At 76.0% G+C, this 15,445-nt stretch carries 14 protein-coding genes and 1 tRNA gene; 6 read left to right on the forward strand and 9 right to left on the reverse strand.

Annotated elements, in window-relative coordinates; genetic code table 11:
* Complete coding sequence (locus BM237_RS13585) at positions 1-1,167, forward strand: LLM class flavin-dependent oxidoreductase (RefSeq protein WP_093849863.1); 1,167 nt, start codon at positions 1-3, stop codon at positions 1,165-1,167.
* Here the strand turns inward: BM237_RS13585 and BM237_RS13590 are convergent.
* Positions 1,137-2,924, reverse strand: a complete 1,788-nt coding sequence (locus tag BM237_RS13590; protein ID WP_425443695.1) for a putative bifunctional diguanylate cyclase/phosphodiesterase — start codon at positions 2,922-2,924, stop codon at positions 1,137-1,139. The two genes, BM237_RS13585 and BM237_RS13590, sit on opposite strands and share 31 nt — an antisense overlap.
* Before the next feature lie 483 nt (positions 2,925-3,407).
* Between BM237_RS13590 and BM237_RS13595 the strand changes: the two genes are divergently transcribed.
* Positions 3,408-4,682, forward strand: coding sequence for a M6 family metalloprotease domain-containing protein (locus BM237_RS13595; RefSeq protein ID WP_093849865.1), 1,275 nt, complete (start codon positions 3,408-3,410; stop codon positions 4,680-4,682).
* Positions 4,683-4,742: 60 nt separating this feature from the next.
* Here BM237_RS13595 and BM237_RS13600 read toward each other — a convergent pair.
* The 6 genes from BM237_RS13600 to BM237_RS13625 all read right to left on the reverse strand — a co-directional run bounded on the left by BM237_RS13600 (position 4,743) and on the right by BM237_RS13625 (position 10,118).
* Positions 4,743-4,816: transfer RNA gene (locus BM237_RS13600), tRNA-Lys, on the reverse strand.
* The gene (locus tag BM237_RS13605; protein WP_093850023.1) at positions 4,807-5,424 is read right to left on the reverse strand and encodes a hypothetical protein; all 618 of its coding nucleotides are present in this window, start codon (positions 5,422-5,424) and stop codon (positions 4,807-4,809) included. Before BM237_RS13605 ends, BM237_RS13600 begins: the two co-directional genes overlap by 10 nt.
* Before the next feature lie 135 nt (positions 5,425-5,559).
* Positions 5,560-5,922 (reverse strand): DUF8844 domain-containing protein, encoded by a 363-nt coding sequence (locus BM237_RS13610; RefSeq protein WP_093849866.1) that lies wholly within the window; start codon positions 5,920-5,922, stop codon positions 5,560-5,562.
* 106 nt (positions 5,923-6,028) lie between these two features.
* The gene (locus BM237_RS13615) at positions 6,029-7,348 is read right to left on the reverse strand and encodes an AAA domain-containing protein (protein ID WP_093849867.1); all 1,320 of its coding nucleotides are present in this window, start codon (positions 7,346-7,348) and stop codon (positions 6,029-6,031) included.
* A 68-nt stretch (positions 7,349-7,416) separates the two neighbouring features.
* Positions 7,417-8,952 (reverse strand): hypothetical protein, encoded by a 1,536-nt coding sequence (locus BM237_RS13620; RefSeq protein ID WP_093849868.1) that lies wholly within the window; start codon positions 8,950-8,952, stop codon positions 7,417-7,419.
* Entirely contained in the window at positions 8,952-10,118 is a 1,167-nt protein-coding gene (locus BM237_RS13625; RefSeq protein WP_245793605.1) for a hypothetical protein, read from the reverse strand. The genes BM237_RS13620 and BM237_RS13625 overlap by 1 nt, the downstream gene beginning before the upstream one ends.
* Positions 10,119-10,315: 197 nt before the next feature.
* Between BM237_RS13625 and BM237_RS13630 the strand changes: the two genes are divergently transcribed.
* Positions 10,316-10,924: a histidine phosphatase family protein gene (locus BM237_RS13630; RefSeq protein ID WP_093849869.1), complete on the forward strand. Its 609-nt coding sequence runs from the start codon at positions 10,316-10,318 to the stop codon at positions 10,922-10,924.
* A 21-nt stretch (positions 10,925-10,945) separates the two neighbouring features.
* On the opposite strand, the gene BM237_RS13635 is transcribed toward BM237_RS13630, so the two are convergent.
* Positions 10,946-12,409: an NsdA family TPR-like regulatory protein gene (locus tag BM237_RS13635; RefSeq protein ID WP_093850025.1), complete on the reverse strand. Its 1,464-nt coding sequence runs from the start codon at positions 12,407-12,409 to the stop codon at positions 10,946-10,948.
* A gap of 185 nt (positions 12,410-12,594) precedes the next feature.
* Between BM237_RS13635 and BM237_RS13640 the strand changes: the two genes are divergently transcribed.
* Both BM237_RS13640 and BM237_RS13645 read left to right on the forward strand, forming a co-directional pair.
* Positions 12,595-12,990, forward strand: a complete 396-nt coding sequence (locus BM237_RS13640; RefSeq protein ID WP_425443696.1) for a hypothetical protein — start codon at positions 12,595-12,597, stop codon at positions 12,988-12,990.
* 59 nt (positions 12,991-13,049) lie between these two features.
* The gene (locus tag BM237_RS13645) at positions 13,050-13,940 is read left to right on the forward strand and encodes a spermidine synthase (protein ID WP_412719938.1); all 891 of its coding nucleotides are present in this window, start codon (positions 13,050-13,052) and stop codon (positions 13,938-13,940) included.
* Between the two features lie 34 nt (positions 13,941-13,974).
* On the opposite strand, the gene BM237_RS29305 is transcribed toward BM237_RS13645, so the two are convergent.
* Positions 13,975-14,523 (reverse strand): hypothetical protein, encoded by a 549-nt coding sequence (locus tag BM237_RS29305; RefSeq protein ID WP_107415229.1) that lies wholly within the window; start codon positions 14,521-14,523, stop codon positions 13,975-13,977.
* 166 nt (positions 14,524-14,689) lie between these two features.
* Here BM237_RS29305 and BM237_RS13655 point away from each other — a divergent pair, with 166 nt between their 5' ends.
* The gene (locus tag BM237_RS13655) at positions 14,690-15,397 is read left to right on the forward strand and encodes a response regulator transcription factor (protein WP_175540998.1); all 708 of its coding nucleotides are present in this window, start codon (positions 14,690-14,692) and stop codon (positions 15,395-15,397) included.
* The last annotated feature ends 48 nt before the right edge of the window (positions 15,398-15,445 follow it).

Genomic DNA, 15,445 nt, shown 5'->3' on the forward strand with positions numbered 1-15,445 from the left:
ATGGACCCGGTCAAGGACGCGGAGGCGAGGAACGGCGGACAGCCGGGCGGACAGCCGGGCGGACAGGGCGGCGACCCGGTCAGGGGCACGGCGCGGGGCACCGCCCCCGTCCCGCTGTCCGTTCTCGACCTGGCCACCGTCGGCGCGGGCCGCACCGCCACCGACGCCCTGCGCACCTCCGTGGAGACCGCCAGGCTCGCCGAGAGCCGGGGCTACCACCGGCTGTGGGTCGCCGAGCACCACTCCATGCCCGGGGTGGCCAGCTCCTCGCCCGCCGTCATCCTGGCCCACCTGGCGGCCCACACCGCCTCCATACGCCTGGGCTCGGGCGGCGTGATGCTGCCCAACCACGCGCCTTTGGTGATCGCCGAGCAGTTCGGCACCCTGGAGGCGCTCGCCCCCGGCCGCGTCGACCTGGGCCTGGGCCGCGCCCCCGGCACCGACGGGGCGACGGCCGCCGCGCTGCGCCGCACCGACCGGCCGCACGAGGCGGCCGACGACTTCCCGCGGCAGCTCGCCGAGCTGATCCGCTTCCTCGACGACGACTTCCCCGACGGCCACCCCTACGCCCGTATCCACGCCGTCCCCGGCCCCGTCCAGGGCCGCGTGCCCGGCGGGGTGCAGGCGGCGAACCGGCCGCCGGTGTGGCTGCTGGGCTCCTCCGGCTTCAGCGCGCAGCTCGCCGGGAGCCTGGGCCTGCCCTTCGCCTTCGCCCACCACTTCTCGGCGGCGAACACCCTCCCCGCCCTGGAGCTGTACCGCTCCTCCTTCCGCCCTTCGGACGTGCTGGACGAGCCGTACGCCCTGATCGGCGTCTCGGCCCTGGCCGCGGACGAGGAGGGGGAGGCGCACCGTCAGGTGATGACCGGCGCGCTGTCGATGCTGCGGCTGCGCACCGGGCGCCCCGGCCTGGTGCCCACGCCCGAGGAGGCCGAGGAGTACGAACGGGGCATGGGCGAGATGGAGCGCGACTTCGTGCGCGGCTGGCTGGCCAACGTGGTGTACGGCACGCCGGGGCAGGTGCGCGACGGCCTCGACGCGCTGGCCGGGCGCACCGGGGCCGACGAGCTGATGATCACCTCGCAGTCGCACGGGGCCCGGGCCCGGCTGCGCAGCTACGGGCTGATCGCCGACGCCTACGGGCTGCCGTCCGCCACCAGCAGCTGACTGATGCGGTCCGCCGGCACCGGCTTGGAGTAGTGCCAGCCCTGGCCGGTGTCGCAGCCGATCCGCCGCAGCCGGTCGGCCTGGGCCGGGCCCTCGACGCACTCGGCGGTGACCGTCAGCCCGAGGTTGTGGGCGAGCTGGACCAGCGAGGTGACGATCGTCTCGTCGGCCGGGTTGAGGGAGCGGGCGGTGCGGAAGCCGCGGACGAACGTTCCGTCCAGCTTCAGCCCGCGCACCGGGAGCCTGCTGAGGTAGGCGAGGTTGGAGTAGCCGGTGCCGAAGTCGTCGATCGCGATGCGCACTCCCATGTCGGACAGCGCCTGGAGCGCCTTGATCGGCCGTCCCGCCGAGCCCATCACCGCCGACTCGGTCAGCTCCAGCTGGAGCAGTCCCGCGGGCAGCCCCGTCTCCTCCAGGATCGCCGCGACGTCGGCCACCAGATCCGAGTCCCACACCTGCCGCACGGCCACGTTGACGCTGACGTACAGCGGCCGGCCGGGCTGCTCCAGCTGCCAGCGGCGGGCCTGACGGCACGACTCGGCCAGGATCCAGCGGCCCAGCGGCACGATGGCGCCGTTCTCCTCGGCCAGTCCGATGAACCGGTTGGGGGCGAGTGTGCCGAGCCGCGGATGACGCCAGCGCACCAGCGCCTCCACCCCGGTGAGCGTCTCGTCGTGCAGGGAGACGATCGGCTGGTACTCCAGCGCGAACTCGCCGCGCTCCAGCGCCGGACGCAGCGTGCTGGACAGCGCCTGGCGGGTCATGCGGCTGGCGTTGCGCTCGGGGTCGAAGAGCGTCCAGCGGGCCTTGCCGTCGGCCTTCGCCCAGTAGAGCGTGGTGTCCGCGGCCTGCATCAGCTCCGTGGCGGTGGTCCCGGCGGCGGGCCGCTCCACCACCCCGATGCTGGCGGAGACCGCCAGCCGCTGACCGGACAGGTCGAACGGCTGCTGGAGGGCGGCGAGCACCTGCTCGGCCAGCTCGGTCAGCGGCCGGGTGCCGGTGGAGGCCTCGGCGAGCAGGGCGAACTCGTCGCCGCCCAGCCGCGCCACCAGATGCCCGCCCGGCTCGGCGCACCGGCGCAGCCGGTCGGCGACCGCGTCCAGCAGCCGGTCGCCCACCCGGTGGCCGAGGGTGTCGTTGACGGCCTTGAAGCCGTCCAGGTCCAGATAGCACAGCCCGACCCGGCCGGTGGTGGACTCGGCGAGCACGGTGGACAGCCGCTCGAAGAACAGGGACCGGTTGGGCAGTCCGGTGACCGGGTCGTGCATCTGCAGATGACGCAGCCGCTCCTGGAGGTCGCACCGCTCGCTGATGTCGGCGACGGACAGCAGGGCGGCGCCGCGGCACCGCCCGGGCCGCGCGGCCGGCCCGCCGGTGGGGACCACGGTGACCCTGGCCCACACCGAGCGGCCGTCCCCGTGCTTGAGGCGGCGGGTGCAGCTCATGAAGTCGCTGCGCCCCTCCAGCACGGCCTGGCACTCGTCGCGGGTCCGCTCGTCGATGCCGAGCCCGGTCAGGGAGGCGACGGGGGTGCCGGCGAGTTCGGCGGCGGGGGAGCCCAGCAGTTGCCCGAGCGCGTGGTTGGCGGCCAGGACGCGCCCCTCGCCGTCGATCACCGCCATCGCGAGACCGGCGGCCTCGAAGGCGGTGCGGTAGTCCGCCGGGTCCAGGGGAGCGCTGCCGGGGGAAGGGCCGCCTGGGGGAGGGCCGGGGGGCGCGGGCGCCCGGAGGCCCGCGGGACCGTCACTCTCGGTCACGGCGGGCGCCGTCGTGCCCGGACTGTCACCCGGTTTCCTGCCCGGTCCGTCGAGTGGTCCATTCACCGATCGCTCCCGCGGGGGACTCGTCTCGTGTAGGTGGCCCGGGCGGCGGGCCGGTGGTCTTCGTGGGGGTTTCCGCCCTGGAAATGTGCCGATCATAGAGGCTTATCGGGCGGCCGAGCCAGTGTCGCGCGGAGTGTTCCGGATCCGTGCGGCGGACCCCCGGGACGCATTTTCGAGCGGCTGATCGTTCCTGCGCGGCAACTTCCCGCGGGCGACCGATGATGACCGATTGTTACGCACGGTGATCCTGTGGGGTCTCACTCGTACGGCGTAGCGGAACGGGGCACGCGGGCACAGGAAGGCACACAGTGGGTGCCGTGCCCCTCCCCGGGGCGCCGTGCCCCGACACCACCGCGGGAGGACGATGTGCGGTTTACGCGCAGGGCCGAGTGGACCGGAGGGGGACGGAGCGAGTCCGTGTCCCGGCCGGGCGGCTCCTGGCCGGGCCCCCGCTCCCGCAGGACCGGGGCGGTGCTCACGGCGTTCTCCGCGCTGGTCGGCACGAGCCTGGTCACCGGGCCGGTCGCCGTCGCGGCCGGAGTCGGCTCCTGCGCCCTGGAACGCACCGCACTCCACCACTCCGAGGGCCTGGACACCTGGCACCCGGCCTACCCCCGGCCCCTGGGAGAGCTCGACGCGCTGATGGTCTTCCTGTCCTTCCCCGAGGCCCGGCCCGCCGCCTCCCCCCGCAAGATCGCCGCCGACTACTTCCCGGAGACCTCGGACTTCTTCGAGCGGGCCTCCTACGGGAAGTTCAGGCTGCGCCCGCACGTGACGCCCCGCTGGCTGGAGATGGCGGCCGACTCGCGGGCGTACGGGATACAGCGCGACTGGGAGCCGGACCTGCGCGGCGCCTACCTGCACGACGCGGTCGCCGCGGCCGACCCGCACGTGGACTTCGGCGACTACGACATCGTCTACCTCGTCGCCGACCCCGACGCGCCGGGCGTGAACTCCGACGCCACCAAGGTCGTCAACCTCGACGAGCCGATCACCGTGGACGGCACCGAGCTGCACCGGGTCGTGACGGTCTTCGAGAAGCAGCCGCCGGACCGCAACGTCCTCGCCCACGAGACCCTGCACATCTTCGACCTGCCCGACCTCTACCACCAGCCCGAGGACGGCGACGGCGACTGGGACACCCACGTCGGCGACTGGGACATCATGGGCAGCCAGTTCGGGCTCTCCCCGGAGCCCTTCGGCTGGCACAAGTGGAAGCTGGGCTGGCTGGACGGCGGCCGGATCGACTGCCGGGCCGAGGCGGGCGTCAGCCGGCACACCCTGCGGGCGGTCGGCGCGCCGGACGGCGAGGGGCCGGCCGGCGGGTCCGACACCCGGCTGGTCGCGGTCCGCACGGGGCGCGGCGAGGCGCTGGCGATCGAGGCGAGGGAGCCCAGCGGCAACGACGTCACCTCCTGCACCAGCGGCGTGCTGGTCTACCGGGTGCGCAACGACGTCCCCTCGGCGCAAGGCCCCGTCAAGGTGGTCGACGGCCACCCCGGCACCGGGGCGTGCGACCGCGTCTCGGTGTACCCGCCACTGGCCGACGCGCCGCTGGGCCCGGGGGAGGCCGTGGAGGTGGACGCGGACACGGGCACCGTGCGCGTGGAGGTCGTGGACCGCACCGAGGAGGGCTGGCGGGTGGAGGTCACCGTGCGCGGAGTGCCGGGCCCCGGCCCCGGGAGGGTGTGAGCGGGCCGGACGGGGAAAGCCGGAAGGCCTCCGCTTCCGCGGAGGCCTTCCGGCTGTCCGTACGCCGCCAGGGACTCGAACCCCGGACCCGCTGATTAAGAGTCAGCTGCTCTAACCAACTGAGCTAGCGGCGCCTGTTGACGTGGTAAACCTTAGCACCCTGATCCGAGGGAGCGGAAATCGGTTGATCACGGCCGCCGGCGAGCCCCCGGCCGCCCTCGCGAACGGCCCGCACACAGGCCCACAGCAGCGCCTCGGTGCCCGGCAGCCAGGGCTTTCGGACATCCGGGGCGACCAGCCAGCGGGTGGTGGGCGGACATCCCTCGCCGGGCACCGGCGGAGGGACGGTCACGGCGTCGCCGAGGCCGTAGCACAGAAGCGGAGGGATCGTTTCCGCAGTGCCGTCCGCCGTGCCGTCCGCCGGGGCGGACGAGCCCCGCCACTCCCGCCAGCGCAGCAGGGCCGGCAGCCGCTGGGCGGTGCCGGGCTCGGCGAACAGCAGCATCCGTCCCGCGTGGAGCGCCACCGGGCCGGTGCCCGGCCCCGCGGTCCACAGCCGGTCCAGCATCCGGCGGCCGAACAGCGTGCCGACGCTGACCACGTCGAAGGCGGTGCCGCAGGGCAGGGTGCTCGGTGCGCCCGGGCGCACCGCCCACAGGGCGTGGACGCTGCGCGGGAAGGCGCTGGAGGAGGCGAGCCACTCGGCTCCGGCGGGGGTCACATAGGCGGCGGGATCGTTCATGCCCACAACATCTACCGGCAACCTGTGTACCGTCCCTGGAAATCCGCGAAAACGGGACGCGGGGCGGCGGCGTCCGGTATCTTCCGCGCCCGCATATGCCGCGGGCGTAGCCTGGCCGCCGTCACCTCCGCGCCGTCACTCCGGAGTGCGGTCCCTCATCAGCTCGCGGCCGAACTCGATCATCTTGCGGGCGTAGTCGGCCGTCCACTCGGCCCGCTCCGCGATCGCCTCGTCCGGCAGCCGGTCGAAGCGCCCGGGGTCGGCGAGCTGCGCCGCCGCCATGGCCTGGAACTCCATGGCCCGGTCCGCCGCCGCGCGGAAGGCCAGGGCCAGCTCGGTGGCGCGGCCCAGCAGCTCGCGCGGATCCTCGATGGACTCCAGGTCGAAGAAGTGCTCGGGGTCCGAGGCGGCGTCCGGCGGTTCGAAGAGCAGCGGCGCGGGGCGCCGATGGCGCGGCTCACCGCCGCGCCGTTCCGGAGCCGGGTTCGGCTCGGACATGGAGATACCTCCGTCGGTCGTGGGCAGCGTTCCATTGTCCACCCTCCCGGCCGCCCGGGGCGGGTCCGGGCGGCCGCCCCGTCCGGCCGCCCCCCACCGGGAGCGCTCACCAGGCCACGGTGTGCTCCGCCAGATGGGCCAGGACCGCGTGGTTGGCCTCCCAGCCGTCCGGGAACTTGACCGTGACGCCGAGCTGGACCGGCTCGGCCGAGGGGTACTCGTCCAGCAGCTCGGGGACGCCCGCCCGGCACACCACCACACAGGCCTGCCGGTGGCGAGAGGCCAGCACGCACAGCCGTCCCGTCTCCAGGTGGAAGGCCGTGGCGTCCGGGCGGCCCGACAGCGGGTGGAGCACCACCGTCACATCGAACTCGCGGCCCTGGAGCCGGTTGGCGGTGTCCACCGCGACGTCCGTCACCCCCAGGCGGGCCAGCGCCGCGCGGACGGCCGCCGCCTGGTCGCGGTGGGCGGTGCCCACCGCGATCCGCTCGGCCGTCACCGGGTCGGGTTCCCCGGAGCGCTCGCCGAACGCCGCGCCACCGCGGTCCAGCAGCCGCCGCACCACCGCCGCCACGGCCGCGACCGCCTCCGGGTCGGTACGCGGGGTGTGGCGGGCGGGCAGTTCCAGCAGCCCCCATCCGGAGCCGGCCGCCTCGTCCAGCACCCGGTCCACGCAGGAGCCGTCGGAGGGCTGTGCGAACTCCAGCCGCCGCTCGCCCGGTCCGGTGCCGCTGCGGAACGGGGTGTAGGGGTAGAACGCCCTCGATACCAGCGGCGCGGCCGAGGCGGGCAGCCGCCAGGAGACCGGCAGCCGGTGCACGGGCAGGTCCGGGTTGTGGGCCAGCAGCGTGGTCACGGCGCTGGCCGACGGGTCGTACGACAGCCCCGCCCACTGCTCGGAGCCGACCTGGCTGAACGGGTCGAGCTGCCCGGGATCGCCGACGAACAGCGCCCGCTCGAACAGCCCGGCCACCGACAGCAGCGCGTCGGAGCGCATCTGGTACGCCTCGTCCACGATGGCCTGCTCCCACGGCCCGGCCCCCCGGACATGGGCCCACTTGGCGGCCGTGGAGACCACCACGTCCAGCCCGGCCAGATCCGCGGCCTTCGAGGACTTCACCACCGACGGGTGGCGGTCCAGCGCCGGGGAGTAGGGCTGCGCCTCGCTGCTGTGCAGCCGGCCCACCGGCAGCTCCGGTTCGGCGGTCGCCAGCCGGTCCACGAGGTCGTCGACCTGGGCGTTGGTCTGGGCGACGATCATCAGCGGCCGGCCCGCGGCGGCCAGCTCCCGTGCGGCACGCACCACCAGCGTGGTCTTGCCGGCGCCGGGCGGCGAGTCCACGACCACACCGCGGTGGGCGCCCGAGAGGACGTCGCGCAGGATCGCGCCGGTCGCCTCGGCGGCGGCCGAGCCCGGGTCGGGCACGGTGCCGGTTCCGGAGCCGGCACCGGCGGGGGACGCGGTGCCGGCGGGGGCGCCGGCCGGGGTGCCGCTCACAGCAGGTCCTCCGGTGTCACGGGGTCGGGCGCGTCCAGGGCGTCGGGGTCGGGCGGGCCGCCGTGCGTCCACGGCGTCTCCTCCGGATCCGGCAGATCCGGTCCGCCGCGCGGCGCGTGCTCGAACAGCGTCCAGCACACCGTCTCGCCCACCTCCGGCACCGAACCGGCCTCGGGCTCCCTGCCGCGGCCCATGCCGCCGGTCAGCCGTACCGTCACCAGCCCCGGCGCGGGGGACCCGGCGAACGTCCCCGGCTGCGGCTTCCCGCTCTCCAGGGCCCGGTACAGCCGCTCGTCCCCCTCCAGGTGCGGCCGGTCACCGGTGCGGACGGTGACCAGCGGGCGCGGCATCGGACGCTTCCCCGACGAGTACGCCGTCTCCACCTCGACGACCTCGCCCTCGAACGCCTCCCCGGCCATCCGCCGCTGAGCCATCACCAGCGGGTCGTCCAGCGCCTCCTGGGCGGCCAGTTCCGCCTGGGCCGTCTCCCGGGAGGCGAGCTTGCGGGCCGCCGTCACCGCGTCGTCGCGCCTCGGCTGCGGCGGCTCGCCGCCGCGCACCCGGTCGCGGTGGGCGGTGTAGGACCAGCGGTCCCTCTTCCAGCGGTCGGCGACATGCGCGCCGGGCGGCAGCGCGCGCAGCAGGTCCAGGCCCCGCCACACCGCGTCCCAGGTGGGCCGCAGCTGGGAGGCGACCAGTTCGCGGATCTCCGCCTCGGCGCCGGGCAGCCCCGCGTCGTACCGCGCGACGGCCGGGGCCAGCCTGCGGTTGTCGAAGGCCGGATCGGTGGCAGGTCCCGCGGGCGGGGTGAGCAGCAGCCCGTCGCGGTCGCGGGCCAGCTCGGCGCGGAGGGCCGCCTCCGCGCCCGACTCGCCCTCCCCGGCGGTGATCCAGGCCAGCAGGGCGCCCAGGTGCTGGTCCTCCAGACGGCTCTGGCCCGTGGCCCAGTGGCGGCCCAGCACCTCGGTGACGGCCAGCAGCAGCGAGGAGCCGGGCACCCGGGCCCGCTCCCCGTAGTGCGTCAGCCACCTTCCCAGCAGCGGCAGCCGGGGCGGGGCGGGGTGGGCGGCCCGCGGATCCTCCTCGGCGGTGCGGCGGAAGCGCATGGACCGGCCCAGCAGCCGCACGTAGGCGACGCCCGCGGCGCTGGGCACGACCAGCTGCGGCGCGTCCGCGCACAGCTCGACCTCGACCTTCGCCTGCCTCCCCGTCTCCGGATCGGTCTCGGAGCGCTCGACGACCTCCACCTCGTCCTGCGCGGCCTCCAGATGGGGCAGTACGGCTTCGGCGAGCTCGGCGAGGAAGGCGAAGCGCAGCGTGCGGTCGCGCGGCTGGGGAACGACCAGCAGGCGGGGCGCGTCCCGGTCCGTCCCCACCATCGCGCCCAGTGGGGCGCCGACCTCGCCGGCGGTGGTCAGCGGTACCAGTACCAGGGGCCGCTCGGCCAGGTGCCGGTGGCGCACCGTCGCCACGGGCCGCGCCCGGCCCGTGGCCGCGGCCTCGATCCGGGCCAGGGTGGTCACCAGCGACATCAGGGCCTCCTCGCGGCCGCGAGGGCCTCGGCCCGCAGCCGGGCCGCGCGGCGCAGCGCGGCGGCGGCCGGGTCCCCGGCGGGCTCCTGCGGTGAGCGGTTCGGCGAGCGGTCCGCGGTGCCGCACGCCTCGTCGCGGGCGGCCGCCAGGACCGCTCCGACCGTGGTCAGCCCGCCCAGCTCCCCGCGGACCTCGCGGCCCAGCACCTCCACCGCGCCCTCGGACCGGGCGCGGTCGCGGCAGTGGAAGGCCAGTTCGCAGGTGGACAGGCACTGCGGCGCGTAGGCGGCCGGCACCGACTCGACGGAACCGGCCAGTTCGGCCGGCGGGCGCGCCGGGTCGAAGGTGGCGTCCTCGGGCAGTGCGGCGGCGATCTCCTCCAGCCGCGTCAGCCGGGCCAGCTGCCGCCGGGTGGTGGCGATCTGCCTGCGCAGGTCGAGAGCCTCGGCGGTGGGCAGGTTGGAGAAGTCCTTCGGGCAGACCAGCAGCGCCCGGTCGTCCACCCGGCCGCCGGGCACCCCGAGCGCCTTCAGCGCCAGGGCGTAGACGGCCGCCTGCCGGGCCGCGGCGCCGACCTTGGCCGGATCGGCCGAACCGTCCAGGATCGGGAAGGACTTGATCTCCACCACCGTCCAGCGCCCGTCCGGGTGGACCGCCACCGCGTCGGGTTCCAGATGGACGGGGGAACCGGCCACGTCCAGCCGCACCATCGGGTGGTCCAGCAGCGTCCAGCCGCCGTCGGCCGTCGCCCGCTCCAGCGCCTGCCGGGTGCGCTCCGCGCGCCCGGCGGGGCCGGGCGCCGACAGGTCGGGCACGGACACCCCGCCGGGCTCGGGGGCCGGGGTGTCGGCCGCGGCGGTGCGCGAGTGGACCAGGCGCATCAGCTCGGCGCCGCCGTCCCCCTTCACCCGCGCCTCGAAGGCGTGGCCGCGGACGAACGCGAACTGCGACTGTCCGAAGGGCGCGGGGGAGCCCAGCGCCTCAGCCAGCGCGCCCTTGTCCACCCCGGCGCCGTCCAGCAGCGCCCGGCGGCGGCAGCCCGGGTTGGCGGCCAGCGCGGCGAGCGCCCGCGCGTCCATCGGCCGGGGCGCGACGTCGGCGCCGCGCAGCTCGGTGAGCCGTCGGCGCAGGGCTGTCGTCGCTTGGCTGTCGGGGTTGTAGCTCACCCGCGGAAGTGTGACATCCGCCTGTGACACCGATGGAGTTGAGGTCGTCCGAAGCCGCCGGTGCGGACCGCCGCCCCCGCCCCCGCCGTCGGCGGCGGACGGCCGCCGTGCGGGCTCGGTGCGGCGGCGCACGGGCCCGGCGCGCGATGATGGCCGTGAGCCCGGCGGTGCCGGGAGTCCCTTACGGAAGGCATGGAATGGCAGCGCGCATCCTGGCGGTCCGGCATGGTCAGACCGCATGGTCCCGGTCCGGGCGGCACACCGGCCGCACAGACGTCCCCCTGCTGGAGGAGGGGCGCGGCATGGCTCGCGCCCTGGGGGAGCGGCTGCGCGGCGCGCCCTGGGGCGGACTCCCGGACGCCGAGGTCCGCACCAGCCCGCTGTCGAGGGCGAGGGAGACCTGCGACCTGGCGGGTTTCGGGGAGCGGGCCACCGACTGGGACGCGCTGCTGGAGTGGGACTACGGCGCCTACGAGGGGCTGACCCCGGACGGCATCAGGGAGCGGGCGGGGCGGGACTGGCTCATCTGGCGCGACGGCGTGGCCGGCGGCGAGCGCCTGGCGCAGGTCGCCGCCCGCGCCGACGAGGTGGTCGCCTGGGCGCGGTCGGCGGAGCGCGATGTGCTCGTCTTCGCGCACGGCCATCTGCTCCGGGTGCTGGGCGCGCGCTGGCTGGGCCTGGACCCCTCCTTCGCCGCACGGCTGCGCCTGGACGCGGGAGCGCTGTCGGTGCTGGGCTGGGCCTACGGGGAGCCGGCCGTCGAGAGCTGGAACGACCGGGGCCACCTGGACCGGCCGGGGCGGTGAGGGACGGGCGGCGGGCCGCCGTCAGGCCGGCCGCGCCCCTTCGGCCAGGCGGTCCAGGAAGTCCGCGACGGCCGGGACGCCCCGGTGGTGGCGCAGCCGCCGGGCGGTGCCGTCGAGCATCCCGCCGACGCGGGAGGAGCGCACCTGGCCGAGCAGGTCCAGCACCCGGCCGGCGGAACCGGCGGCTTCCTCCACCTCGCCCCCGCCGGCGAGGTCGTCCGCCAGCTCGGCGGTGAACAGGGCGGTGTTGCGTGTGAAGTGCGGATCCTGGAGGGTCACCGCGCGGCGCGCGCGGCGTGCCGCGCGCCCCCAGTCGCCCAGCGCCGCCCAGCACTGCGCCTCCAGACCGTTCAGTTCGGCCTCGCCGTAGAAGGTCATCCACTCCGGGTCGGCGTCGCGGGGGCCGTGGTCGAACAGCGTCCGCGCCCGGCTCAGCGACTCCTCGCAGGCCGTGCGGTCGGCGAGGAGGGCCCAGCCGCCCGCCTCGCGCGCCGCCAGCAGCGACAGCAGCCGCGCCGAGCCCAGGGGGCGGGCGATGTGCTGCCCGGCCTGCGCGGCCCGTACCGCCTCCCGGGGGCGCCCGGCGTCGCGGGCGAGGAAGGAGGTGTTGCAGAAAGCGTGCGCCTCCAGGGCCTCGTCCCCGGCCACCCGGGCGATGGCCAGGGCCTCGGCGTAGTGCGGGCGGGCCTCGGTGAGACGGCCCGAGTCGTGGGCCAGCCAGCCCACGGAGAGGGCCAGCTCACCGGTCCAGGTGTGCAGCCGGTCGGCGGTCGGCTGCCGCCGGGCGCCCGTGTCCAGCAGGTCGTACGCGGCCCGCAGCGCTCCGCCGGCCCGGTGGTAGAGGCCGTCGGCGCCGTACCGGTCGTCCAGCAGCCGGATGCCGCGCACCGTCTCCTCGACGGCCGCGGCCTCGGACGTGCCGGGCCGGCCGCTCCGGGCGGCGGCGGGGGGCGCGCCGGCGGCCGGGTGCGCCAGGGACTCCGGGGACTCCAGGCACACCGCCGCCACTGCGGCCGGGCCGCCGGTCATGAACGCGCGACGCAGCACGTCGTTCTCCTCGTCGGTCGGGCGATCGCTCGGGCCGTGGCTCGGATCGCGGGTCGGGCGGAGCGGCTCCGGCAGGGCGGAGCCGGGGCGGGTGCGGGCGTCTTCGGGCGTGCCCGCGGCGTCGTACGCCCCCCGTCCGCGCGCGGTGCGCCCGCGAACCGCCTGACGGGGCTCGAAGCCCAGATCGGTGAGCGAGTACCCCGGGTACATGTGCAGGAACACGCGCTCGTAGGCGTAGTTGGGGCAGCGGATCTCCCCCGCCTCCACCCGCCCGACGTACCGGGCGTCGCAGGAGACGCTCTCGCCTATCTCCCGGGCCGCCCTGCGGACGACCGCCGCGAACTCCCCGGGCGAGAGCCGCCCGCGCAACCGCCGGAAGGCCAGATTGGGCTGACGGCCCGGACCCGCCGGCGCTGAGGGTGACGGTGACGACGCCATGGCCGGGACCGTACCGGCCGCCTCATGGAACATACGAGATGTTTTGCCGACGAACGGGATATCCAACACGTGATCTGCCATCAACTGCCATCCTTTGCGGCGGCATTGCGCCGTAGCGGTTGACAGACCGGTTCGTTGAGCCTCGTGTAGCGAACGTGGAGGACGACCCAGGAGGAGGTTCCCCCGTGCTGGACACCGGCCGCGAGACCGGCGGCGGCCCGCCGCCCGCCGGAGTGCCGGACGCGCCCTGCGAACTGGTGACCGTGCCCGCGCGGCACGGCCTGGAGGCCGTCGACATCCTGCGCCTGCGCGAGTGCGTGGGCCCGGTGCTGTACGACGGGGCGGGCGGCACCCTCGGCTTCCTGGTTCCGCCCGGCACCGCGGACGGCTGGGACCTGCCGGGCAGCGTCTGCTTCCCGGTCCACCGCCGCTTCGGCCGGCCCGCCGATCCGCCGGTGGCGGGCACCGGATGGCTGGTGCCCCCGGAGAGCGCGCACACGGGCACCACCGAGCCGGCGCGGCTGCGTGACGCGCTGAGCGAGGCGGCCCGTACGATCGCCGCCGCCGAGGGCGGTTCCTGAGGACGCCGGGGAGCGGCCGCGGCCGCGGTCCTGCGGGGCGCGGGTGGGCCGTACGGGTGATACTGGACGGTGTGGCGAGGAACGGACGGCGACGCGAGGGCGGCAGGCGGACCAGGGAGCCGGTGAGCGAGCCGGTCGACGGCGGACTGGCCCAGCTCCTGCCGGACCCGGACCGGCCGCGCGCCTGGACGCTGCTGCTCGACGGCGCACCGCAGTCCCATGTGGACCTCGACGACCCGACGCACCTGGACTTCGAGTACCAGCGCAGGATCGGCCATCTGATCGACCTGGCCGCACCGCCCGGGCGGCCGCTGCGGGCGGTGCACCTCGGCGGCGGCGGGCTCACCCTCGCCCGCTACACCGCCGCCACCCGGCCGCGCTCCACCCAGCAGGTCTTCGAGGCGGACGCCGCGCTGACCGCCCTGGTCCGCCGCGAGCTGCCGCTGGAGGGCGCCTGGCGGATACGGGTGCGCGGCGGCGACGCCCGCGCCGGGCTCGCCAGGCTCCCCGAGGACGGGGCCGACCTGGTCGTCGCGGACGTCTTCGGCGGCGCCCGCACCCCCGCCCACCTGACCAGCGCGGAGTTCCTCGCCGAGGTCCGGCGGGTGCTGTGTCCCGGCGGGCTCTACGCCGCCAACCTCGCCGACGGGCCGCCGCTGGCCCATCTGCGCGCGCAGGTCGCCACGGCCGCCGCCGTCTTCCCCGAACTGTGCCTGATCGCCGACCCCGCCGTGCTGCGCGGACGGCGCTTCGGCAACGCCGTCCTGGCCGCCTGCGACCGGGCGCTGCCCGTCGCCGAGATCACCCGGCGCGCGGCGGGCGACCCGCACCCCGGCCGGGTCGAACACGGTCGCGCGCTGGCCGGCTTCACCGGGGGCGCCGCCCCCGTCACGGACGCCACCGCCACCCCCTCGCCGCAGCCGCCCGCGCGGGTCTTCCAGCGGCGCTGAACCGGCCGCCGTACCCCGCCGCCGCCCCGGGCCGTCAGCCCCCGTGCTCGTCGACCGTCACCCGCGGCGGGGTGCCGTCCCAGACGCAGAAGACCGACGACGCCTCCTCGCCCCGGGTGAAGGTGACCCGTATCCACTCGCTTCCCCGCCAGACCCGCATCTCCCAGCCGGGACCGGGAGACGCCGAGATGAGGGCGGCCGAGTCCCGGCCCAGGTCGAAGGCGACCCGGCCGCCGCGCACCTCGCGGCTCTCCACGTTCCCGGACGTCCTGCCCGCGCGCGGAGTGCCCTCGCCCGGCCCGGCGTCCCGGCGGGTCCCGGCGGAGCCGCGCGAGACGGAGGGCCCGGACGCCACGGGGGAGCGGGCGGTCGAGGAGGACCTGGGCCGCCGGGTGGAGGCGGTCTCCGGCTCGGGACTGTGGCGCGAGGCGGACGGCGCCGGGGTGCCCGAGGTGATCGGCGGCATCCGCGGCAGGTCGTACGCGGCCTGTGACACCACGGTGCGCACACCGAACCAGGACAGGGCCACCGCCGACCCGGTGGCCAGTATCCACGCGCCCGCGTGAACCAGTCCTCGTCGCATCCCGCGCACCCTAGCGCCGCGCCGGCCGAAGTTCACCCCGCTCGCCGCCTCCCCGGACCTCCGGCCGGGGGCCGGGAGCTTGGGGAGCCCCGCCACCGGGCGAACCCCGGCTGACGCGGTGCCGACCCCTCCTTGACGCGCCCGCGCATGACGTACCGTGCCGCCCATGGCACGTGTACTCGTCGTCGAGGACGACCAGTTCGTACGCTCCGCCCTGATCAGGCACCTGACGGAGGCCTCCCACACCGTACGCAGCGTCGGGACGGCCCTGGAGGCGCTGCGGGAGGTCGCGCACCTCGGGTTCGACGTGGTGATCCTCGACCTCGGACTGCCCGACCTCGACGGGGCCGAGGCGCTGAAGATGCTGCGCGGGATCACCCAGGTGCCCGTGATCATCGCCACCGCGCGGGACGACGAGGCGGAGATCGTCCGGCTGCTCAACGACGGTGCCGACGACTATCTGGTCAAGCCGTTCTCCGTGGAGCACCTGTCGGCCCGGATGGCCGCCGTGCTGCGCCGCGCCGGAACGGGCGCGGGCACGGGCGCGGGCACGGGCGCGGGGGCGGAGCGGGCGATACGGGCCGGCGGGCTGGTCATCGACCCGCTGCGGCGGCAGGCCGAACTCGACGGGCGCGCACTGGACCTGACCCGCCGGGAGTTCGACCTGCTGGCCTTCCTCGCGCAGCGCCCCGGGGTCGTCGTGCCGCGCAGGGAACTGCTGGCGGAGGTCTGGCAGCAGAGCTACGGCGACGACCAGACCATCGACGTCCATCTCTCCTGGCTCCGCAGGAAGCTGGGCGAGACCGCGGCCAACCCCCGCTATCTGCACACACTGCGCGGTGTGGGCGTCAAACTGGAGCCCCCGCGGGAGTGAACCCGGCCGGGGGCGCCGGGGCCGGGACGGGACGGCGGGGGAGAGGGG

It is taken from the genome of Streptomyces mangrovi (assembly GCF_900114215.1).
Taxonomy (GTDB): Bacteria; Actinomycetota; Actinomycetes; order Streptomycetales; family Streptomycetaceae; genus Streptomyces; species Streptomyces barkulensis.